Below are 20,774 nucleotides of genomic sequence, written 5' to 3'. Positions count from 1 at the left end.
AAGACCCGGCTGGGCATCAGAAGACCGGCTGTCCGATGCCCAACAGATTGCCCTCACTGTCCCGGAACCAGGCGGCTCGCTCCCCGCGCGCACCCTTGCTCGGATAGTTGCCCTCGATGTCGGCGATGCCGTCCCGGGTGCGGAAGCCGGGCACGTCCACGTCCTCGAACACCACCCCGCGCCGCCTCAGCTCCGCCACGACCGCGTCCAGGTCGTCGACCTCGAAGCCCATCTGGGTGAAGGTGCCGGGCGAGACCCCGGTGGAGCGGAACACCACGAAGTCGATCCCGCCACACCGGTACAGCAGCCCGCCGGGGCGTTCGTCGACGGGCTCGAGGCCGAGCTTGTCGGCGTAGAAGCGCCGGGCCCGCTCCAGGTCCCCGGCGGGCAGCCGGGTGGCCGGGCGGGCCCGGGACAGCGGATCGGCGTTGTCTGAGGTCATGCCTCCACTGTGACTACTCCGCCGGCTCCACGCCCGCCCGCAGCAGACCGTACGTGTACGCGTCCTCCAGGGCCTGCCAGGACGCGGCGATGACGTTGTCGGCCACGCCGACCGTGGACCACTCGCCGGAGCCGTCCGAAGTGGAGATCAGGACCCGGGTGGTGGAGGAGGTGCCGTGCTTGCCCTCCAGGATGCGGACCTTGTAGTCGACCAGTTCCAGCTTGGCGAGCTGCGGGTAGATCTTCTCCAGGGCCACCCGCAGGGCGCGGTCCAGGGCGTTGACGGGACCGTTGCCCTCGGCCGTGGCCACGATCCGCTCGCTCTTGGCCCACAGCTTGACGGTGGCCTCGTTGGCGTGGGTGCCGTCCGGGCGGTCCTCGACGATCGCCCGCCAGGACTCCACGTCGAAGTACTTCAGCGGGCGGCCCTCGACCTCGGTGCGCAGCAGGAGTTCGAAGGAGGCGTCGGCGGCCTCGTACGTGTAGCCGTTGAGCTCCCGCTCCTTCACGCGCTCGACCACCCGGCCGACCAGCTCACGGTCGCCGCCGAGGTCGATGCCGAGCTCCTTGCCCTTCAGCTCGATCGAGGCGCGGCCGGCCATGTCGGAGACCAGCATCCGCATGGTGTTGCCGACCAGTTCGGGGTCGATGTGCTGGTACAGGTCCGGGTCGACCTTGATCGCGGAAGCGTGCAGGCCGGCCTTGTGCGCGAAGGCGGAGACCCCGACGTAGGGCTGGTGGGTGGACGGGGTGAGGTTGACGACCTCGGCGATGGCGTGCGAGATCCGGGTCGTCTCGCGGAGCCTGCCGTCGGGCAGCACCTTCTTGCCGTACTTGAGCTCCAGGGCGGCGACGACCGGGAAGAGGTTGGCGTTGCCGACGCGCTCGCCGTAGCCGTTGGCCGTGCACTGCACATGGGTGGCGCCCGCGTCGACGGCGGCGAGTGTGTTGGCGACCGCGCAGCCGGTGTCGTCCTGGGCGTGGATGCCGAGCCGGGCGCCGGTGTCGGCGAGGACGGTGGAGACGACGGCGTGGATCTGGGCGGGGAGCATGCCGCCGTTGGTGTCGCACAGGATGACGACGTCGGCGCCGGCCTCCGCCGCCGTACGGACGACCGCCTTGGCGTACTCGGGGTTGGCGCGGTAGCCGTCGAAGAAGTGCTCGCAGTCCACGAACACCCGGCGGCCCTGGTCCTTCAGGTACGACACGGTGTCGCGGACCATGTCCAGGTTCTCGTCCAGGGTGGTGCGCAGCGCCAGCTCCACATGCCGGTCGTGCGACTTGGCGACCAGGGTGATCACCGGGGCGCCGGACTGCAGCAGGGCCCTGACCTGGGGGTCCTCGGCGGCTTTGGCGCCGGCGCGGCGGGTGGCACCGAAGGCGACCAGCTGGGCGTGCTTGAAGTCGATCTCCGCCTGCGCCCGGGCGAAGAACTCGGTGTCGCGCGGGTTCGCGCCGGGCCAGCCGCCCTCGATGAAGCCCACGCCGAAGTCGTCCAGGTGCCGTGCGATGGCGAGCTTGTCCGCGACGGTGAGGTTGATGCCCTCGCGCTGCGCGCCGTCGCGCAGCGTGGTGTCGAAGACGTGGAACGAGTCGTCGAGCTCGCTGGTTGCCGTCTCGGTCATGGTCTCAAGGCTCCTGTTGTGAATCTTCGGTCTTACCGGAATGACCGGCTCCACCGTCCCCCCAATGGTCCCTCGCGCTGCGCTCCCGGCTGTAGGTGGGCCGGAAAACGAAAAAACCCCTCGCGGGTGCGAGAGGTCTGCGCGCGGGTCGAGGACGACGGTGGCCACCCGCACCTGTTCGTACGAGGTGGTCACTGCGGACCGGCGCGCCTGCTGCCCATAATCATGGCGAACGAGAGCACGGGGGCAGTCTGGCACAAACCCGCCCCCGGCTCGTCGCCCGTCTCAGGATGCGGGCGTCAGGCTGGACTCCCCGGAGCCCGCCGCGGCTTCCTGGCCGGCCTTCACCCGGGTCAGATCCAGGTCCCTCGTCTCCCGCATGGTGACGTACACCACGAGGGACACGGCGGCACAGCCCGCCACGTACCAGGAGAAGCCGGACTCGGTCCCGGCCTTCTTGAACCACAGGGCGATGTATTCCGCGGTGCCGCCGAAGAGGGCGTTGGCGAGGGCGTACGGCAGGGCCACGCCGAGCGCGCGGACCCCGGTCGGGAACAGCTCGGCCTTCACGCAGGCGTTGATCGAGGTGTAGCCGGTGACGACGACCAGCGCGAGCAGGGCGAGCCCGAGGGCCGGCCAGTAGCCGTCCACGTGCTTGAGCAAGGTCATGACCGGCACCGTGAGGAGGGTGGAGCCGACCGCGAAGGCGATCAGCAGCGGGCGCCGGCCGATCCGGTCGGAGAGGGCTCCCGCGAGGGGCTGGAGGGCGGCGAAGACGATCAGCGCGGTGAACGAGACGAGCGTGGCGGTCTGCTTGGACAGGCCGGCCGAGTTGGAGAGGTACTTGGTCAGATAGGTGGTGTACGTGTAGTACGCGACCGTGCCGCCCATGGTGAGGGCGATGACGAGGAACGCCTCCCGCCTGTGCGCCCACAGCGCGCGCAGGGTGCCGCGCTCCTCGGCGTGCGAGGCGTCCTCCGCGTACACCTCGGTCTCCAGCATGGTGCGCCGCAGGTAGAAGACGACGGCGGCGCCGAGGGCGCCCACGACGAACGGGATGCGCCAGCCGTAGCTGTGCAGGGCGCTGTCGGACATGGTCCGCTGCAGGATGATCTGCAGGCCGAGGCCGGCGATCTGGCCGGCGGTCATGGAGACGTACTGGAAGCTGGAGGCGAACCCGCGCCGCTTCGGGTCCGAGGCCTCCGTCAGATAGGTGGCGCTGGCCGCGTACTCGCCGCCCACCGACAGGCCTTGCAGCAGACGGGCGACGAGCAGCACGAGCGCGCCGCCGTAGCCGGCGACCGTGTAGGTGGGGGCGACCGCGATGAGGATCGCCGACGCCGACATCAGCGTGACGGTCAGCGTCAGCGCCGCCTTGCGGCCCTTGCGGTCGCCGACCCTGCCGAGCACCCAGCCGCCCACGGGCCGCATGAAGAATCCGACGGCGAAGATGCCGGCGGTGTTCATGAGCTGGGCCGTGGGATTGCCCTTCGGGAAGAACGCGCCGGCGAAGTAGGTGGCGAAGCTCGCGTACACGAACCAGTCGAACCACTCGACCATGTTGCCCGCCGAACCGACCCAGATCCTCTTCCACTGTTGTCGTCCCATGGGCCGGTACATGCCCGGCGGTGGAGGAAACGATTCCTTTACCCGGCGCGGGAGTTGGGGCCCGTTACGAGGACCGGCTCAGCGGCGGATGACGCCGAGGTCGGTGGCGGTGGCGACGGCGGCGGTGCGGGACTCGACGCCGAGCTTGGCGTACACCCGGGCCAGATGGGACTTGACGGTGCCCTCCGTGAGATGCAGCCGGGCACCGACTGCCTGGTTGGACAGGCCCTCGGCGACCAGGGTGAGGACCTCGGTCTCGCGCCGGGTCAGGGCGGTCGCAGGGGCGCGCAGCCGGTCCATGAGCCGGTCGGCGACCACGGGGGCGAGGATGGTGCGGCCGGCCGCGGCGGTGCGCACGGCGGCGGCCAGGTCCTCGGGCGGGGCGTCCTTGAGGAGATAGCCGGTGGCCCCGGCCTCGATGGCGGCCAGGGTGTCGGCGTCGGTGTCGTACGTCGTCACGATCAGGACGCGGGGAGCGCCCGGCCGAGCGGTGATGGCGGCGGTGGCCGCGGCGCCGTTCATGCCCTTGCCGAACTGGAGGTCCATCAGGACGACGTCGATCCCGCCCGCGGCGGCACGGGCCACGGCGTCCTCGGCGGTGGCCGCCTCGGCCACCACGGTCATTCCGGCCTCGGTCTCCAGCACGGCACGCAGCCCGGCTCGCACCACCGGGTGGTCGTCGGCGAGGAGCAGTCGGATGGAGGTCTCGGTCACGGGCGGCCCTCGGATTCGGGGTGGGTGCGGATGTGGGTGCGGGTGCCGGTTCGGGTGCCGGTGGACGGGGCGAGGCGGGACGCGGCCCGGGGAGCCGGGCTCGCGGGGAAACCGGCGGTCAGCGCGGTACCGCGGCCGGGGGCGGAGTCGAGCGTCAGGGTGCCGCCGAGGCTGTGGATCCGGGTGCGCATCGCCCTCAGGCCGAAGCCGCCGCTGTGCGGGTCGGGTTCGGGGAGACACGAGGGGTCGAATCCCCTGCCGTCGTCGGTGATGTGCACGGCGACCCGGTCGGCGAACTGGTCGAGGCCGACCACGGCGGTCGTGGCGTCGGCGTGACGGACGGTGTTGGCGAGGGCCGACTGGGCCGTGCGGAGCAGTGCGACCTCCTGGGCGGTCGGCAGTGGCCGCGGGTCGCCGGTGAGGCGGAAGCGGACGGCGATCCCGTGCCGGGCGGCGGTGGTCGCGCACAGCCGCTCCAGCGCGTCGGCCAGGGTGCTGCCCTCAAGGGCGGGCGGGGTGAGGGCGGCGACGAAGCGGCGGGCCTCGGCGAGGTTGTCCACGGACGCCTGCCGGGCCTGGCCGACGAGGCGGGCCGCGTTCTCCGGCGCCTGGGGCAGGGCGCGTTCGGCGGCGCGCAGCAGCAGCTGGATGCTGGTCAGGCCCTGGGCGAGGGTGTCGTGGATCTCCCGGGCCAGCCGCTCCCGCTCGGCGAGCACCCCGGCCGTGTGCTGGGCCTCGGCCAGGTCGGCGCGGGTGGCGGTGAGTTCCTCGATCAGCCGGCGGCGCTGTTCGCTCTCCCGGTACAGGGCCTGGTAGCCCCACACCACGGCCACCGCGACGGCGGCGCCGAGCGCCGGGCCGATGGCCATGGCGGGGGCGAAGGACCCGGTGTGGAAGGCATAGGCCGTGATCGCGGCGAGCGCGGTGGTGGCCACGGCGGTCAGTGCGCCGCGGCGCGGAAGCAGGTGCAGTTGGAGGAAGTACAGCGGGAAGGCGACCCAGACCCCGTCGGCGGACAGGGCCAGCAGCACCAGCCACGTCGCGCCCGCGGCGGCCAGCCACCAGGCGGCGGCCGGGCGCGAGGCGCGGACGCGGGGCAGCAGGGGGCCGGCCGCGTACACCGCCGCGCAGGCCGCCGCGACGACGACGATCCACCCGGTGTGCGGCAGGCCGTCGACGACGGCCCGGACGGCGGCCAGCACCAGCAGGCCCGCGATCAGCAGGTGCAGGCACCACGCCAGGGCCCGGGTGGTCGGGGTCGGGGAGAGGGTGTTCGCGTTCACGGTCCTCCCAGACTAAGGAAGCGAGCGGCGGCCCGGCCTCTGCCGAAAGTTGGAAGCCGCGGGCTCCCTTTCGATCCGGGAAGTACGGTCCCCCGCCAGATGTCCGGGCGGGGGCCCGGCGGCGACGGTGGAGACCGACCGTTTCCCCCGCGCAGAAAGCAGGCCGAGCCGTGTTCGTCGCCTTCCGGGACCTCAGGTTCGCCAAGGGCCGCTTCGCCCTCATGGGCACGGTGATCGCACTGATCACCCTGCTGGTCGGGTTGCTGTCCGGGCTGACCGCCGGGCTCGGCCGGCAGAACGTCTCCGCGATCACCTCTCTGCCCGCCGACCGGATCGCCTTCGAGGCGCCCGGCGGCGGGCAGGACCTGGCGTACGCGCACTCCACGGTCACCGAGCGGCAGTGGCGGCGGTGGGCCCGCACGCCGGGCGTCCGCAGCGCCGAACCGCTGGGCATCACCACCACCGAGGCCACCGCCGGAACCAGGAGCACCGGGGTGTCCGCCTTCGGCGTGCGGCCCGGTTCCCCGCTGGCTCCCGACAGCGGCCGGATCGAGGACGGTTCGGCGGTGCTGACCGTCCCTGCCGCCGACCGCCTCCGGCTGCGGACCGGCGACACCTTCACCCTGGCCGGTCGGAAGCTGACCGTGGCCGCCGTACGGGGTGACGCCTCCTTCAGCCACACCCCTGTGGTCTGGATCAGTCTCGGCGTGTGGCGCAGGACAGCACCACCGGCCGGCCCCGGCACCGCCCCCGGCGCGAGCGTGATCGCCCTCGACACCGCCCCCGGCACCGACGTACGGGCCGCCGACCGGGCCGCGCACACCAGAACCGTCACCAGGGACGACTCGCTGTCCGCGATCGGCTCCTACACCTCCGAGAACGGCTCGCTCCAGCTGATGCGCGGCTTCCTGTTCGCCATCTCCGCCCTGGTCGTCGGCGCGTTCTTCACCGTGTGGACGATCCAGCGCAGTGCCGACGTCGCCGTGCTCAAGGCGCTCGGCGCGTCCACCGCCACCCTGCTGAAGGACGCGCTCGGTCAGGCGGTCGTCCTGCTGGTCGGCGGCACCCTGGTCGGCACCGGCATCGCGGCGGCGCTCGGTGCCGGGCTCGCCGGGGGTGCGGTGCCGTTCCTGCTGACGCCGTCGACCGTTCTGCCACCGGCCGTCGTGATGGTCGTGCTGGGGATGCTCGGCGCCGCGCTGTCCATCCGCCGCATCACCTCCGTCGACCCGCTGACCGCCCTGGGGAGTGCCCGATGAGCCTGAACCTGACCGCCGTCACCCTCACCTATCCCGACGGCGAGGACCGGCTGACCGCCCTCGACCAGGTCACCCTGGACGTCCCCCGGGGCAGCCTGACCGCGGTGGCCGGGCCCTCCGGCTCGGGCAAGTCCAGTCTGCTCGCGGTCGCCGCCACACTGGTGACGCCCGACTCCGGCACCGTCACCGTCGACGGCACCGGCACGACCGGGATGAGCCGCCGTGAACGCACGGAACTGCGCCGCCGCGCGATCGGCATCGTCTTCCAGCAGCCGAACCTGCTGGCCTCACTGACCGCTGTGGAACAGCTCCAGGTCATGGCTCGGCTCGACGGCCGCCGCCCGGCCCGGGCCCGCGGCCGGGCGATGGAGCTGCTGGAGGCGGTGGGCCTGTCCCCCCAGGCCGGGAGGCGCCCGCACCAGCTCTCCGGTGGCCAGCGGCAGCGCGTGAACATCGCCCGCGCCCTGATGAACGACCCCGCCGTGCTGCTCGTCGACGAGCCGACCAGCGCCCTGGACCACGAACGCGGGGCCGCCGTCATCGGCCTGCTCGCCCGGCTCACCCACGAGCGGGGCACGGCCACGGTCCTGGTCACCCACGACCGCGCCCACCTCGCCGCCGCCGACCAGGTCGCCGAGGTCGAGGACGGCCGACTGACCCGGTCCGCGCTCAGGCCCCCGGTACCAGCAGCGAATCGGCGATGAACTCCCGTACGTGGGTGAGGACCTGCTCGCGGTCCGTGCCGCGCAGGCCCACGGCCACGTGGATGGAGAAGCCGTCGAGGAGCGCGCGCAGGCGGGCGGCGAAACGGTCGGCGTCGACGGGGCGGAACTCGCCGCGCGAGACGCCCTCGGCGAGCAGGGCGACCAGGTCCCGGTGCCAGGCGCCCTCGATGGCGGCCTGGCGTCCGCGGGCGTCGTCGTCGGCGTTCTGCGAGCGGCTCCAGACCTCCAGCCACAGCGTCCAGTGCGGATCGCGGTGGCCGTCGGGGACGTACAGGTCGACGTAGGCCTCGAGGCGTTCGCGGGAGGTCCCCGCGCGGGTGAGGAGCCGGCCGCGCTCCGCGCCGAGCCTGCCCTCGCTCCACTCCAGGGTCCGCAGCAGCAGCTCGTCCTTGGAGCGGAAGTAGTAGAGCAGATGCCCGCTGCTCATCCCGACCTCGCGGCCGAGCGCCGCCATGGTGAGCTTCTCCAGCCCGCGCTCGGCGATCATGTCCATGGCGGCGGCGAGCACCTCCTCGCGCGGCGGGGCGGGGCTGCGGCGGCGGGGGGACGGGGTCGCGCTCATGCCGGCACCGTCCGTACGGCGCCGGGCGGGAAGGGGGTCTCGCCGGGGCCGGTGCACGCGTCGGGCCGCGCCGCCGCTGTCACCCCGCAGCCGGGGACGGACGGCTCGGGCCCCACCGCGTACATGCCGCGCGGCACGGCCGACGGGGCCTGCCGCGCACGGTCCCGCCCGTCGCGCTCCGGGCGTTCGGGCAGCTCGGGCAGCGGCCGCGGCGGCGGGCTGAGACGGCGGCCGCGGGCCGCGCACACCAGGACGTTCACCCGTATGTTCTACCCGACGCCCGGACCTCAGCGGACCTTCGGCTGCTGCTGGGTGATGCAGTGGATGCCGCCCCCACCCGCGAAGATCGTACGCGCGTCCACCAGGGTGACGGTCCGCTCGGGGAACAGGCGGCGGAAGATCCCGGCGGCGATCTCGTCGCGCGGGTCGTCGAAGCCGCACAGGACGACGCCGCCGTTGCAGAGGTAGTGGTTGATGTAGGAGTAGTCGGCCCAGTGGCCGTCGGCCTCCAGGACGGTCGGGGCGGGGACCTCCACGACCTCCAGGCGGCGTCCGCGCGCGTCGGTCGCCGACTTCAGGAGGCCGATGACCTCCTTGGTGACCTCGTGGTCGGGGTGGGCGGGGTCCGGCTGGGAGTGCGCCACGACGACGCCCGGCCGGGCGAAGGCGGCCACGATGTCGACGTGGCCGAGGGTGCCGAATCCGTGGGGAGGGTAGTCGCCGGTCAGGCCGCGCGGCAGCCAGATCGCCCTGCTGGTGCCGAGGTGGGCGTGGATCTCGGCCTCGACCTCCGCCTTCGACCAGTGCGGGTTGCGCTCGGGGCCGAGCTGCACGGTCTCGGTGAGCAGCACGGTGCCCTCGCCGTCGACGTGGATCGCGCCGCCCTCGTTGACCAGCTTCGAGGCGTACGTCTTCGCGCCCGCGAGGTCGGAGACATACGCGGCGATCTTGGAGTCGTGCTCCCAGCGGGCCCAGTCCTGCGCACCCCAGCCGTTGAACGTCCAGTCCACGGCGGCCAGTTCGCCCTTGCCGTTGGTGAGGAAGGTGGGTCCGGTGTCCCGCATCCAGGCGTCGTCCAGCTCGCGCTCGACCGTGTCGATGCCGGGGCCGAGCAGCGCCTGCGCGTCCGCCGACTGCCCGGGGCCGCACACGACCGTCACCGGTTCGAAGCGCAGGACCGCGCGGGCCACCGAGGCCCAGGCCATGCGGGAGAGGCGGAGGTCGTCCGGGTCGTCGAAAGTGGGGTTGGGGCCCGGCCACGCCATCCAGGTGCGCTCGTGCGGGGTCCACTCGGCGGGCATACGGAAGCCGTCGGCGGCGGGGGTGGTCATGTGAGGTCCCTGAGGGTTAGAGGAAGTACAGGCGGTTGAGGGAGACGGAGTCGGCTGGCTCGGAGCGCAGCGGGGCGCCGTCGAGGGTGACCAGACCGGTGCGCCGGTCGACGTCCACCGCTCCGAGACGGGCGTTCAGCCGCAGGTCGGCGGGGCCGATGCCCCGGGTGCCGCGCACGGCGACCCGGCGGCGCCGGGTGGGCATGGTGTCGTTGCCCTGGTCCACGGCCGCCCGGGCGACGAACGCGACGGAGATGTCGGCGGCCGTGGCGCCGTACGAGCCGAACTGCGGGCCCAGGACGAGGGGTTCGCAGGTGTCGGTGGCCGCGTTGGGGTCGCCGGTCACGCCGTACGCCGGGAAGCCGGACTTCAGCACCAGCTGCGGCTTGGCGCCGAAGTACTCCGGGCGCCACAGCACGATGTCCGCCAGCTTGCCGGTCTCGATCGAGCCGACCTCGTGCGCGAGGCCGTGGGCGATGGCCGGGTTGATCGTCAGCTTGGCCATGTAGCGCAGGACGCGGGCGTTGTCGTCGCCCTCGCCGTCACCCTCCAGGGGCCCCAGCTCGGCCTTCATCTTGCCGGCCATGGCGAACGTACGGCGGACGGTCTCACCGGCCCGGCCCATGCCCTGGGCGTCGGAGGAGGTGATGCCGATCGCGCCCAGGTCGTGCAGCACGTCCTCGGCGCCCATCGTGCCGGCCCGGATGCGGTCTCGGGCCATGGCGGCGTCGCCGGGCAGGTCCGGCTTGAGGTCGTGGACGGAGACGATCATGCCGTAGTGCTCGGCGACCGCGTCCCGGCCGAAGGGCAGGGTGGGGTTGGTGGAGGAGCCGATGACGTGGGGGACACCGGCCATCTTCAGCACGTTCGGCACGTGTCCGCCGCCGCAGCCCTCGATGTGGAAGGCGTGGATGGTGCGGCCCTGAAGCACCTTCAGGGTGTCCTCGACCGACAGGCACTCGTTCAGGCCGTCGCTGTGCAGGGCGACCTGGACGTCGTGCTCCTCGGCGACCCGCAGGGCGGTGTCCAGGGCGCGGGTGTGGGCGCCCATGTCCTCGTGCACCTTGAAGCCGCTCGCCCCGCCCTCGGCCAGCGCCTCGATCAGGGGAGCGTCGCGCGACGACGACCCCCGGCCCAGGAAGCCGATGTTGACCGGCCAAGCGTCGAAGGCGTTGAAGGCGTGGCGCAGCGCCCAGGGCGAGTTGACGCCGACGCCCCACACCGGGCCGAACTCCTGCCCGATGACCGTGGTCACGCCGGAGGCGAGGGAGGCCTCCATGATGCGCGGCGACAGCAGATGGACATGGGTGTCGACGGCGCCGGCGGTGGCGATGAGCCCCTCGCCGGACACGATGGAGGTGCCGGTGCCGACGACCACGTCGACGCCGTCGAGGGTGTCGGGGTTGCCGGCGCGTCCGATGGCGCAGATCCGGCCTTCCCGGATGCCGATGGACACCTTCCGGATGCCCTGCACCGCGTCGATCACGACGACGTTGCTGATCACGACGTCGCAGGTCTCGCGGACGGCGGCGGCCTTGAGGTGCAGTCCGTCGCGGGCGGTCTTGCCGAAGCCGGCCAGGAACTCGTCGCCGTAGCGCTGGGAGTCGGACTCGACGCGGATGGTCAGGCCCGAGTCGCCGAGGCGGACCCGGTCGCCGGCGCGGGGGCCGTGGGTGGCCGCGTAGGCGTGCGGGTCGATGTGGATCGCCCGGCTCACCTCTCGCCCCTTCGAGCGGCTCATCGCGTGTCGCCTCCGTCCGTCGTCGCTCCCAGGTATCCGCATGCGGCGGCCCTGCGCAGGGCCTCGTCCTTCGCGCCGGGCGCGTCCAGCGGCCCGTCGACCAGTCCGGCGAAGCCGATCGCGATGCGGTCGCCGCCGAGGGGGACGAGACCGACCTCCTCGCACTCCCCCGGCCCGAACCGCACGGACGACCCGGCGGGTACGGCGAGCCGCATGCCGTAGGCCTTGTGGCGCTCGAAGTCCAGGCGGGGGTTGGCCTCGAAGAAGTGGAAGTGGGAGGTGACGGAGACCGGCACGGTCGCGGTGTTGGTGACCGGCAGCCGGAGGACCGGTGCGGGGTCGGTGTGCTGGGGTCCGGGCAGCAGCGCGCCCGGTGCCCGCTCGCCGAGGCCGCCGCCGATGGGGTCGGAGACCACGGCGAGCCGGGAGCCGTCGTCGAAGACGGCCTCGACCATCACCTCGGTGACGACGTCGGCGACGCCCGGCAGCACGTCCCCGGGGCCGAGCACGGAGCGGGCCGCCTCGATGGCCTCGGCGAGCCGCCTGCCGTCCCGGGCCGCCTCGCACACGGTGTCCGCGATCAGCGCGGTGGCCTCCGGCACGTTCAGTCTGAGGCCGCGCGCCCGGCGGGCCCGGGCCAGCTCGGCGGCTCCGAAGAGCAGCAGCCGGTCACGTTCCGTGGGGGTGAGTCTCACGTCGCGGCACCTCCTTGCCATCACCCGGTTAGAGCACCACTCTAAACACAGGATTCGTGAAACAGAAGCATTGACTGCGGGCGAGGCTTCACGGACATTGAACGTCGCTCTAACTCTCTGGCGGTAGTCGAAGGAGACCAGCCATGCCGATAGAACAGCGCGGAGTCGACACGATCCCGGACGCGGAGCGGACCAGCGGTCCGCGCGACCTCGTCTCGATCCTGCTCGGCTCCAACCTCTGCCTCGGGGTGATCATCTTCGGGTGGCTGCCGCCGTCGTTCGGGCTCGGCTGGTGGGCGTCGGTGAGCGCGATCGTGGCGGGAACGGTGGTCGGTACGGCCGTCACGGCCCCGCTCGCCCTCATTTCCCTGCGCACCGCCACCAACCTGTCCACCTCCTCCGGCGCCCAGTTCGGCGTCCGGGGCCGGCTGGTCGGCTCGGTGGTCGGTCTGCTGCTCGCCCTCGGCTACACGGCGCTGACCGTGTGGATCGGCGGCGATGTGATGCTGAGCGTGCTCGGCCGGCTCTTCGGGGTGCCGGCGGACGGGGTGTCGTACGCCCTCGTCTACGCGGTGCTCGCGGCGGCGACCGTCACCGGCGCGGTGTACGGGTACCGGGTGCTGCTCGCCATGTCCCGCGTCCTCGCCATCGGCATGACGGCCCTGCTGGTCCTCGGGATCGTCGCCTACGCCCCGCACTTCACCACGGCCGCGCTGCCCGACGCCGGCGGCTATCTGCTCGGCTCGTTCTGGCCGACGTGGTTCCTGGCGGCGGTGGCCGCCGGCCTGTCCGGCCCCATCGCCTTCATCACCCTGCTCGGCGACTACACCCGCTACATCTCGCCGCGGCGGCACTCCAGCCGCCGGGTGCTGCACGCCACCTGGCTCGGACTCGTCCTCGGCCTGCTGGTGCCGCAGCTGTTCGGCACCTTCACGGCGTACGCGGCCCACTCGGCCACCGACTACGCGGGCCCGCTGGTGGTGGTCTCCCCCACCTGGTACCTGATCCCGCTGCTGCTGTCCGCGTCCGCCGGCTCGGTCGGCAACGCCGGTCTGATGCTGTACTCCATGGGCCTGGACCTGGACGCGATCCTGCCGAGGGCCTCCCGCGCCCGGGCCACCTACACGGTCGCCGTCGTCGCCACGGCCTGCGTCTTCGTCGGCCACTACGCCTGGAACGCGCAGTCCGCGATGACGTCCTTCGTGCTGCTGCTCACCGCCATCGGCACCCCGTGGGCCGTCATCACCCTCATCGGCTTCGCCCGCTGCCGGGGTGTGTACGACGCCGACGCCCTGCAGGTCTTCAACCGCCGCTCGCGGGGCGGTGTCTACTGGTACCGGGCGGGCTGGAACGTACGGGCGACCGTCTCCTGGGCGCTGGGCGCCGTGGTCGGCCTGCTGGCGGTGTCCCTGCCGACGTACCAGGGCCCGCTGCTGCGCCTGACCGGCGGGGTGGACTGCAGCTTCTTGCTGTCGGGGGCGGTGGGCGGGGTGGCGTACCTGCTGCTGACGCTCACGGAACGCGCCCAAGGGGCGCGGGGAACCGTGCGACCAGCCACAGCTGACGCGCGGACGCCCGACACCCCTTCACGGCCATACGAACCGCGCGCTTAACCGATCCTGTGCATCCAGCCGTGCTTGTCCTCCGTCACGCCCCGCTGGATGCCCAGCAGAGCGTCCCGCAGCCGAAGGGTGACCTCGCCGGGGGTGCCGTCGCCGTGGCTCCAGGCGTCCGTCTTGGTCTTGACGTGACCGATGGGCGTGACCACGGCGGCGGTGCCGCAGGCGAAGACCTCGGTGAGGGCGCCGGAAGCGGCGTCCGCGCGCCACTGCTCAAGGGTGACCACGCCCTCCTCGGCGGTGTACCCGAGGTCGCGGGCGACCTGGAGCAGGGAGTCGCGGGTGATGCCCTCCAGGATCGAGCCGGTCAGCTCCGGGGTGACGATCCGGTCGCCGTAGACGAAGGCGACGTTCATGCTGCCGCTCTCCTCGACCTTGGTGCGGGTGACGGCGTCGAGGTAGACGACCTGGTCGCAGCCGTGCGCGGCGGCCTCGGCCTGCGGGAGCAGGGAGGCGGCGTAGTTGCCGCCGGTCTTGGCGTCACCGGTGCCGCCGGGGACGGCACGGACGTGGTCCTCGGAGACCCAGATGGTGACCGGCTTGACCCCACCGGCGAAGTAGGCACCGGAGGGCGAGGCGATGAGCATGAACAGGTACTCGTTCGCCGGGTGCACGCCGAGCGCCGCCTCCGTGGCGAACATGAACGGGCGCAGGTACAGCGCCTTCTCGCCGCCGTGCGCCGGGACCCAGTCGGCGTCCTGGGTGAGCAGGGCGTCCAGCGCGGCGATGAACAGTTCCTCGGGCAGCTCGGCCATGGCCATGCGGCGGGCGGAGGTGCGGAAGCGGCGGGCGTTCGCCTCGGGGCGGAACAACGCGATCGAGCCGTCGGGCTGGCGGTAGGCCTTGAGCCCCTCGAAGATCTCCTGGCCGTAGTGCAGGACGTGGGTGGAGGGGTCCAGGGAGATCGGGCCGTACGGGACGAGCTGGGCGTCGTGCCAGCCGCGGCCCTCGGTCCACCTGATCGTCACCATGTGGTCGGTGAAGTGGCGGCCGAACCCGGGGTTGGCCAGGATCGCCTCGCGCTCGGCGGCGGCGAGGGGGCTGGCGGAGGGCTTGAGCTCGATCGTGGGCGTCGTCATGTGTTGTCCTTCACCGGTTGTAGTGACAGGCCGCTTAACCGCCCCGCACACGGCCGGTGGCCGGTTTTAGGACGTCCGAGCATTCCCTCATACCGCGGCTCCGCGTTCGATTATCGCGCGGGGGCTGCGGCCGACGGAATGGGGGTGAAAGCGACCCAAGGGTTGATGGTGGCACCCGGCGAGGCACAGGAAAAGCCGCCGGGTGCGGATGCGACCCGGCGGCTTCGAGGAGTGGCGCGGGTCAGCCAGCTACTCGTACGGCGAGCGCGTCGCCGATCTGCGAGGTGCTGCGGGCACCCAGCCCGGCGCGCTCGGTGAGGTCGGCGGTGACGGCCGCGTCGATGCGGTCCGCCTCGGAGTCGTAGCCGAGGTGGCGCAGCAGCAGGGCGACGGACAGCACCGTGGCGGTGGGGTCGGCCTTGCCCTGGCCGGCGATGTCCGGGGCCGAGCCGTGCACGGGCTCGAACATCGAGGGGAACTCACCGGACGGGTTGATGTTCCCGCTCGCGGCGACGCCGATGCCGCCGGAGACGGCCGCGGCGAGGTCGGTGATGATGTCGCCGAAGAGGTTGTCGGTGACGATGACGTCGAACCGGCCCGGGTCGGTGACCAGGTAGATCGTGGCCGCGTCGACGTGGATGTAGTCGGTGGTGACCTCGGGGAACTCCTGGGCCACCTTGTTGAAGGTGTTCGTCCACAGGTGCCCGGCGAAGGTCAGCACGTTGTTCTTGTGGACCAGCGTGAGCTTCTTGCGCGGGCGGGCCTGGGCGCGGGCGAAGGCGTCGCGGACCACACGCTCGACACCGAAGGCCGTGTTGACGGACACCTCGGTGGCGACCTCGTGCTCGGTGCCCTTGCGGATGGTGCCGCCATTGCCGGTGTACGGGCCCTCGGTGCCCTCGCGGACGACGACGAAGTCGATCTCCGGCTGGCCGGCGAGCGGGGTCGCGACACCGGGCAGCAGCTTGCTCGGCCGCAGGTTGACGTGGTGGTCGAAGGCGAAGCGGAGCTTGAGCAGGAAGCCGCGCTCCAGGACGCCGGACGGCACCGACGGGTCGCCGATGGCGCCGAGCAGGATGGCGTCGTGCTGCTTCAGCGCGTCGAGGTCGGCGTCGGTGAGGGTCTCACCCGTGGCGTGGTAGCGCTGGGCGCCGAAGTCGTACTCCTTGGTCTCCAGCTTCACATCCTGCGGCAGGACGGCGGAGAGGACCTTGAGACCTTCGGACACGACCTCCTGGCCGATGCCGTCACCCGGGATCACTGCGAGATTGATGCTGCGAGACATGCGTGCACCCTACTCCTCGTCCCAGGTACTGACATGACCCTTCCACCATCCGGACAACCGGAGGGGTGTGCTCCGCGGGTGGGATCCGCGGGCGGCACTCAGTGGCCGGTCTCGCCGCCGTTGTCGCGGCGGTCGAGGGCGCGCTGGAGGGCGGCGGCGGCGTTCTTGCGGTCGGACTCGCTCGTGCGGGACACGTGGCGGACGCGGCGGCGGACGGTCGTCTCGGCCATGGGAATCGACTCCTTCGGCACAGGGAGGATTACGAGACGCCGGAGGGGCGGGGAGCCTGAGGGCCGCAGGGGTTGCCTGCGCGGATGCCCGGCTCACGACCGCCATTCGCTGGATCGAGCGAGACGTTCGGCTCCTACAAAACTAAGGGAGCGGCCCGCTCCTGTCTGCACAATTACTCGGACTTCCTACTATCTGAGACGCTGCACGCCGTCACACCGCTCTGAGCTGGGCTTTCGTGCGTTCGGGTGAGGCCGCACCGAGGGAGCGCAGGGTCCGGATCAGGGCCCGTACGGCGGTGGTGGTGGCCAGTTCCGCCGTCGTGACGTAGCCGACGGAGCGGTACGGCCGGTCCGGCCCGAGGTCGGTGATCTCCACGGCGGGCGGCGCCCCGGTGAGGGAGAGCGCCGGCATGATCGCCATGCCGAGCCCGCTGCCCACCATGGACAGCACCGCGCCGTCGTCCTCGGCGCTGACGGTCGCCGCCGGGATCCAGTCCTGGGCAGCCCACCAGGCGCGGGTGTACGAGCCGCAGTTCTCCGCCCAGTCGACGAGCGGCAGGGCGCGCGGATCCGGCCGCCCCGCCGGATGGACCAGGGAGTACGGCTCCTCCAGCAGCACCCCGCCGACCAGTCCGGCCGGCGGCGGCCCGTTCAGGGTGGCGATCCCGAGGTCGGCCCGTCCGGCGGCGACCTCACCCGCCGTACCGGCACCCAGTTCGCGTACGACGGTGACGGTCACCTCGATGCCGGGGTGCCGCGCGGTGAGCCGTTCCAGGGCGGGCGGCAGCAGATGCAGGGCCGCGCTGCGGAAGGCGGCGATCCGCAGCGGCCCGGAGACCTCGCCGGTGTGCGCGGCGCGGACGTCCGCGGCCAGGGCCTGGAGCATGCCCAGGACCCGCCGTGCGTGGGCCGCGGCCCGCTCCCCCGCGGGCGTCGGCCGTGCACCGAACCGCCCGCGTTCGAACAGCACCGCGCCCAGCTTCCGCTCGATCCCCCGCACGGCGTGGGAGACCGCCGACTGGGTGGCCCCGAGCCGGGCGGCCGCGGCGGAGAACCCGCCCTCGTCGGCCACGGCGACCAGGATCCTCAGCTCCTGAGGGGCAAGGTCGTCTGCTGTCACTCGGGGGCTCCCACCTGCGCATATGAGGCCGGTTCATGGATCGGCCCGTTCCATGAGCCCAACCCTCTGCCCGTCCCCGGCATTCCTCCCTACCGTCCCCTCCATGACCGAGATCGCGCTCACCGTGCAGCAGACCGCCCGCCCCACCGGCTTCCCGACCGAGGAGCACTTCCGCTTCGCCGAGTCCCCGGTGCCCGAACCGGCGCCCGGTACGGCCCTGGTGGAGAACCTCTACTGGTCGGTGGACCCGTACCACCGCGAGATGATGGACGGCGACTTCGCGCTGCACGCCCCGCTGGAGGGCCGCACGCTGGGCCGAGTGGTGGCGTCCCGCAGCCCGGAGCTGCCCGAGGGTGAGATCGTCTTCCACCGCCGGGGCTGGCGCACGCACGCCGTGGTGGGCCCCGAGGAGGTCCGCCGGCTGCCGCACCACCCGGGTGTGCCGCTGTCGGCGTACCTGAGCGTGCTGGGCGGCACCGGTCTGACGGCGTACGTCGCCCTGACCCGGATCGCCCGGCTGCGCGAGGGGGAGGACCTGTTCGTCTCCGGGGCGGCGGGCGGGGTCGGCACGGCGGCCGGCCGCTTCGCCCGGCTGCTCGGCGCCGGCCGTGTGATCGGCAGCGCGGGCAGTCCGCAGAAGGTGAAGTACCTGACGGAGCAGGTCGGTTACGACACGGCCTTCGACTACCGCACGGCACCCGTCGGCGAGCTGCTCGCCGCAGCCGCCCCCACCGGCGTCGACGTCTTCGTGGACAACGTCGGCGGCGACCACCTCGGCGCGGCGATGGGCGCGCTGCGCGAGAGGGGCCGGGTGGTCCGGGTCGGCACGATCAGCCAGTACAACACCCCCGACGCCCCGCCGGTCGTCTTCAACCATTCCGACGTCGTGGAGAAGAGCCTGCGCATCGAGGGCTTCCTGGTGCGCGACCACCGGGACGCGCAGGAGGAGTTGTACGACTTCGCCGTACCGCATCTGCGCAGCGGGGCACTGATGGCGGACGAGACGGTGGTGGACGGGTTCGAGCGGATCGTGGAGGCGTTCCTGCTGATGCTGCGCGGCGGCAACACAGGCAAGATCCTGGTCCGCGCCGCATGACGGCGCGTCAGGTCACGTCCCCTTCGCGCCAGTCGAAGACCAGCTCGGCACCGGACCCGACCGGCCCGGCGAGCCCGGGCCAGAGGTAGACGCCCCCTTCCTCCTCCGGCAGCCGCACGATCCCGTCCGGCGAGAGGGCGTGCACCTGCCCGGCCCACCGCTGCCAGCCCCGCGCCGCGTACAGCAGGGCCCCCTCATCGCTCGCCGCGAGCGCACCGAGGTCGTACGCCCGGCCGATCACCCGCTCCAGCTCCCCCATCACCCGGCCGCCGAACCCGGTGCGCCGTACGTCGCTCCGTACGGCGACGGCTTCGACGTACCCCGTGCGCAGCCAGCGCCCCCGGTGCCGGATGCGCCGCATCACGACGGCTCCGTGCGCGGCGAGCCCGGTGTCGTCGTGGACGAGGACGTGCAGGCCGCCGCACCCGTGATCCCAGTCGTCGTCGGAGAGGTCCCCGGCGAACGCCTCGTCCAACAGGGCGCGGGCGGCGGCGAGTTCGGCGGGTTCGAGGTCGGCGGTGTGGGCGAGACGCAGTCGGACGGTCATGGGTCCGACTATCCCCCGACCCACCCCGCCACCGCCTCCCGGAAGCCGTCCGGGTCCTCCACCCACGGCAGGTGCCCGGCATCCGGCAGGCTCACCCGGAGACGGGGGAATGGAGACGGGCCGGGAAGCCTGCCCGGTGGCAGGCTTCCCGGCCCGTGTTCAGGGGGCCGGGGGTCAGCCCATGTGCGGGTAGGTGTAGTCGGTCGGGGCGACCAGGGTCTCCTTGATGGCGCGGGTCAGGGTCCAGCGCAGGAGGTTCTGCGGGGCACCGGCCTTGTCGTTGGTGCCGGAGGCGCGGCCGCCGCCGAAGGGCTGCTGGCCGACGACGGCGCCGGTCGACTTGTCGTTGATGTAGAAGTTGCCCGCGGCGAAGCGGAGCTTCTCCATCGTGTGGGCGGCGGCGGCGCGGTCGTTGGAGATCACCGAGCCGGTCAGGGCGTAGTCCGACACCGACTCCATCTGCTCCAGCATCTCGTCGTACTTGTCGTCCTCGTAGACGTAGACACCGAGGACCGGGCCGAAGTACTCCGTGCGGAAGACCTCGTTCTCCGGGTCGGTGGAGACGATCACCGTAGGACGGACGAAGTAGCCGACCGAGTCGTCGTAGCTGCCGCCCGCGATGATCTCGCAGGTCGGGTCGGACTTCGCGCGGTCGATCGCGGCCTTGTTCTTGGCGAAGGCGCGGTCGTCGATGACGGCGCCGATGAAGTTCGACAGGTCGGTGACGTCACCCATGGTGAGGTAGTCGACCTCGGCCGCGAACTCCTCCTTGAAGCCCGAGTTCCAGATGGAGGCCGGGATGTAGGCGCGGGAGGTGGCGCTGCACTTCTGGCCCTGGTACTCGAAGGCACCGCGGGTCAGCGCGGTCTTCAGCACCGCGCGGTCGGCGCTCGGGTGGGCGACCAGGAAGTCCTTGCCGCCGGTCTCGCCGACCAGACGCGGGTACGAGCGGTACTTCTCGATGTTGGCGCCGACCGTCTTCCACAGGTACTGGAAGGTCCTGGTCGAGCCGGTGAAGTGGATGCCGGCCAGGTCGCGGTGCTCAAGAGCGACCTTGGAGACCTCGATGCCGTCGCCGGTGACGAGGTTGATGACGCCCTTGGGCAGGCCCGCCTCCTCCAGCAGCTGCATGAGCAGGACGGCGGCGTGGGTCTGGGTCGGGGACGGCTTCCAGACGACGACGTTGCCCATCAGCGCGGGGGCCGTCGGCAGGTTGCCCGCGATGGCGCTGAAGTTGAACGGCGTGATCGCGTAGACGAAGCCCTCCAGCGGGCGGTGGTCCAGACGGTTCCACACGCCCGGGGAGTTCGCCGGAGGCTGCTCGGCGAGGATCTGGCGGGCGTAGTGGACGTTGAACCGCCAGAAGTCGACCAGCTCACACGGCGTGTCGATCTCCGCCTGCTGGGCGGTCTTCGACTGGCCCAGCATGGTGGAGGCGGCGATCGTCTCGCGCCACGGGCCGGCCAGCAGCTCGGCGGCGCGCAGGATGATCGCGGCGCGGTCGTCGAAGGACATCGCGCGCCAGGCCGGCGCGGCGGCCAGGGCCGCGTCGACGGCGTCCCGCGCGTCCTGCTGGGTGGCGTGGCGCAGGGTGCCGATGACGGCCTTGTGGTTGTGCGGCTGCACCACCTGGAACGGCTCCCCGCCGCCCATCCTCTTCTCGCCGCCGATGGTCATCGGCAGGTCGATCGGGTTCTCGGCCAGCTCCTTGAGCTTGGCCTCCAGCCGGGCGCGCTCGGGCGAACCAGGGGCGTAGCCGTGCACCGGCTCGTTGACGGGGGTGGGGACCTGGGTCACAGCGTCCATGAGATCCG

The 20,774-nt window shown here is 72.2% G+C and carries 20 protein-coding genes; 4 read left to right on the top strand and 16 right to left on the bottom strand.

The genetic code is table 11. The features are described from left to right. Positions 1 to 16: 16 nt before the first annotated feature. The 5 genes from ACWC94_RS31470 to ACWC94_RS31450 all read right to left on the bottom strand — a co-directional run bounded on the left by ACWC94_RS31470 (position 17) and on the right by ACWC94_RS31450 (position 5,671). Positions 17 to 442, bottom strand: a complete 426-nt coding sequence (locus ACWC94_RS31470; protein WP_450800674.1) for a VOC family protein — start codon at positions 440 to 442, stop codon at positions 17 to 19. A 13-nt stretch (positions 443 to 455) separates the two neighbouring features. Further along, complete coding sequence (gene cimA / locus ACWC94_RS31465) at positions 456 to 2,066, bottom strand: citramalate synthase (protein ID WP_450800673.1); 1,611 nt, start codon at positions 2,064 to 2,066, stop codon at positions 456 to 458. A gap of 285 nt (positions 2,067 to 2,351) precedes the next feature. After that, positions 2,352 to 3,674: an MFS transporter gene (locus ACWC94_RS31460; protein ID WP_450800672.1), complete on the bottom strand. Its 1,323-nt coding sequence runs from the start codon at positions 3,672 to 3,674 to the stop codon at positions 2,352 to 2,354. Between the two features lie 78 nt (positions 3,675 to 3,752). Next, positions 3,753 to 4,388 (bottom strand): response regulator, encoded by a 636-nt coding sequence (locus ACWC94_RS31455; RefSeq protein ID WP_450800671.1) that lies wholly within the window; start codon positions 4,386 to 4,388, stop codon positions 3,753 to 3,755. Beyond that, on the bottom strand, positions 4,385 to 5,671 hold the full coding sequence (locus tag ACWC94_RS31450) for a sensor histidine kinase (protein ID WP_450800670.1): 1,287 nt from the start codon (positions 5,669 to 5,671) through the stop codon (positions 4,385 to 4,387). Before ACWC94_RS31450 ends, ACWC94_RS31455 begins: the two co-directional genes overlap by 4 nt. Before the next feature lie 170 nt (positions 5,672 to 5,841). Between ACWC94_RS31450 and ACWC94_RS31445 the strand changes: the two genes are divergently transcribed. Then, positions 5,842 to 6,930 carry an ABC transporter permease gene (locus ACWC94_RS31445; protein WP_450800669.1) on the top strand — a complete coding sequence of 363 codons (1,089 nt, stop codon included), beginning with the start codon at positions 5,842 to 5,844 and terminating at the stop codon, positions 6,928 to 6,930. Beyond that, entirely contained in the window at positions 6,927 to 7,634 is a 708-nt protein-coding gene (locus tag ACWC94_RS31440) for an ABC transporter ATP-binding protein (protein WP_450800668.1), read from the top strand. Before ACWC94_RS31445 ends, ACWC94_RS31440 begins: the two co-directional genes overlap by 4 nt. On the opposite strand, the gene ACWC94_RS31435 is transcribed toward ACWC94_RS31440, so the two are convergent. The 5 genes from ACWC94_RS31435 to ureA are packed head-to-tail and all read right to left on the bottom strand — an operon-like array spanning position 7,600 to position 11,984. Next, positions 7,600 to 8,217: a TetR/AcrR family transcriptional regulator gene (locus ACWC94_RS31435; protein WP_450800667.1), complete on the bottom strand. Its 618-nt coding sequence runs from the start codon at positions 8,215 to 8,217 to the stop codon at positions 7,600 to 7,602. The two genes, ACWC94_RS31440 and ACWC94_RS31435, sit on opposite strands and share 35 nt — an antisense overlap. After that, positions 8,214 to 8,477, bottom strand: coding sequence for a hypothetical protein (locus tag ACWC94_RS31430; RefSeq protein WP_450800666.1), 264 nt, complete (start codon positions 8,475 to 8,477; stop codon positions 8,214 to 8,216). Before ACWC94_RS31430 ends, ACWC94_RS31435 begins: the two co-directional genes overlap by 4 nt. A 27-nt stretch (positions 8,478 to 8,504) precedes the next feature. After that, the gene (locus ACWC94_RS31425) at positions 8,505 to 9,548 is read right to left on the bottom strand and encodes an agmatine deiminase family protein (RefSeq protein WP_450800665.1); all 1,044 of its coding nucleotides are present in this window, start codon (positions 9,546 to 9,548) and stop codon (positions 8,505 to 8,507) included. Between the two features lie 16 nt (positions 9,549 to 9,564). Further along, positions 9,565 to 11,289: an urease subunit alpha gene (locus tag ACWC94_RS31420; protein ID WP_450800664.1), complete on the bottom strand. Its 1,725-nt coding sequence runs from the start codon at positions 11,287 to 11,289 to the stop codon at positions 9,565 to 9,567. Beyond that, complete coding sequence (ureA, locus tag ACWC94_RS31415; RefSeq protein WP_450800663.1) at positions 11,286 to 11,984, bottom strand: urease subunit gamma; 699 nt, start codon at positions 11,982 to 11,984, stop codon at positions 11,286 to 11,288. Before ureA ends, ACWC94_RS31420 begins: the two co-directional genes overlap by 4 nt. A 143-nt stretch (positions 11,985 to 12,127) precedes the next feature. On the opposite strand from ureA, the gene ACWC94_RS31410 reads away from it, so the two are divergent. Continuing rightward, on the top strand, positions 12,128 to 13,597 hold the full coding sequence (locus ACWC94_RS31410; RefSeq protein ID WP_450800662.1) for a cytosine permease: 1,470 nt from the start codon (positions 12,128 to 12,130) through the stop codon (positions 13,595 to 13,597). Here ACWC94_RS31410 and ACWC94_RS31405 read toward each other — a convergent pair. From ACWC94_RS31405 to ACWC94_RS31390, 4 genes are all read right to left on the bottom strand, one after another. Then, entirely contained in the window at positions 13,594 to 14,682 is a 1,089-nt protein-coding gene (locus ACWC94_RS31405) for a branched-chain amino acid aminotransferase (protein WP_450800661.1), read from the bottom strand. The two genes, ACWC94_RS31410 and ACWC94_RS31405, sit on opposite strands and share 4 nt — an antisense overlap. 241 nt (positions 14,683 to 14,923) lie before the next feature. Then, a complete protein-coding gene (locus ACWC94_RS31400) occupies positions 14,924 to 15,967 on the bottom strand; it encodes a 3-isopropylmalate dehydrogenase (RefSeq protein ID WP_450800660.1) in 1,044 nt (347 codons plus the stop codon). A gap of 98 nt (positions 15,968 to 16,065) precedes the next feature. Next, the gene (locus ACWC94_RS31395; protein ID WP_015493350.1) at positions 16,066 to 16,197 is read right to left on the bottom strand and encodes a hypothetical protein; all 132 of its coding nucleotides are present in this window, start codon (positions 16,195 to 16,197) and stop codon (positions 16,066 to 16,068) included. Between the two features lie 211 nt (positions 16,198 to 16,408). Then, positions 16,409 to 17,317 (bottom strand): LysR family transcriptional regulator, encoded by a 909-nt coding sequence (locus ACWC94_RS31390; protein WP_450800659.1) that lies wholly within the window; start codon positions 17,315 to 17,317, stop codon positions 16,409 to 16,411. 103 nt (positions 17,318 to 17,420) lie between these two features. Between ACWC94_RS31390 and ACWC94_RS31385 the strand changes: the two genes are divergently transcribed. Next, positions 17,421 to 18,413 carry an NADP-dependent oxidoreductase gene (locus ACWC94_RS31385; protein WP_450800658.1) on the top strand — a complete coding sequence of 331 codons (993 nt, stop codon included), beginning with the start codon at positions 17,421 to 17,423 and terminating at the stop codon, positions 18,411 to 18,413. A gap of 7 nt (positions 18,414 to 18,420) precedes the next feature. Here the strand turns inward: ACWC94_RS31385 and ACWC94_RS31380 are convergent, their stop codons facing one another. Together ACWC94_RS31380 and pruA are read right to left on the bottom strand one after the other, a co-directional pair. Further along, positions 18,421 to 18,960 (bottom strand): GNAT family N-acetyltransferase, encoded by a 540-nt coding sequence (locus tag ACWC94_RS31380; protein WP_450800656.1) that lies wholly within the window; start codon positions 18,958 to 18,960, stop codon positions 18,421 to 18,423. A 174-nt stretch (positions 18,961 to 19,134) separates the two neighbouring features. Continuing rightward, the gene (gene pruA / locus ACWC94_RS31375; RefSeq protein WP_450800654.1) at positions 19,135 to 20,766 is read right to left on the bottom strand and encodes an L-glutamate gamma-semialdehyde dehydrogenase; all 1,632 of its coding nucleotides are present in this window, start codon (positions 20,764 to 20,766) and stop codon (positions 19,135 to 19,137) included. Positions 20,767 to 20,774: the final 8 nt, after the last annotated feature.

It is taken from the genome of Streptomyces sp. NPDC001135 (assembly GCF_053598395.1).
This window is presented reverse-complemented; position numbering and strand designations above follow the sequence as displayed.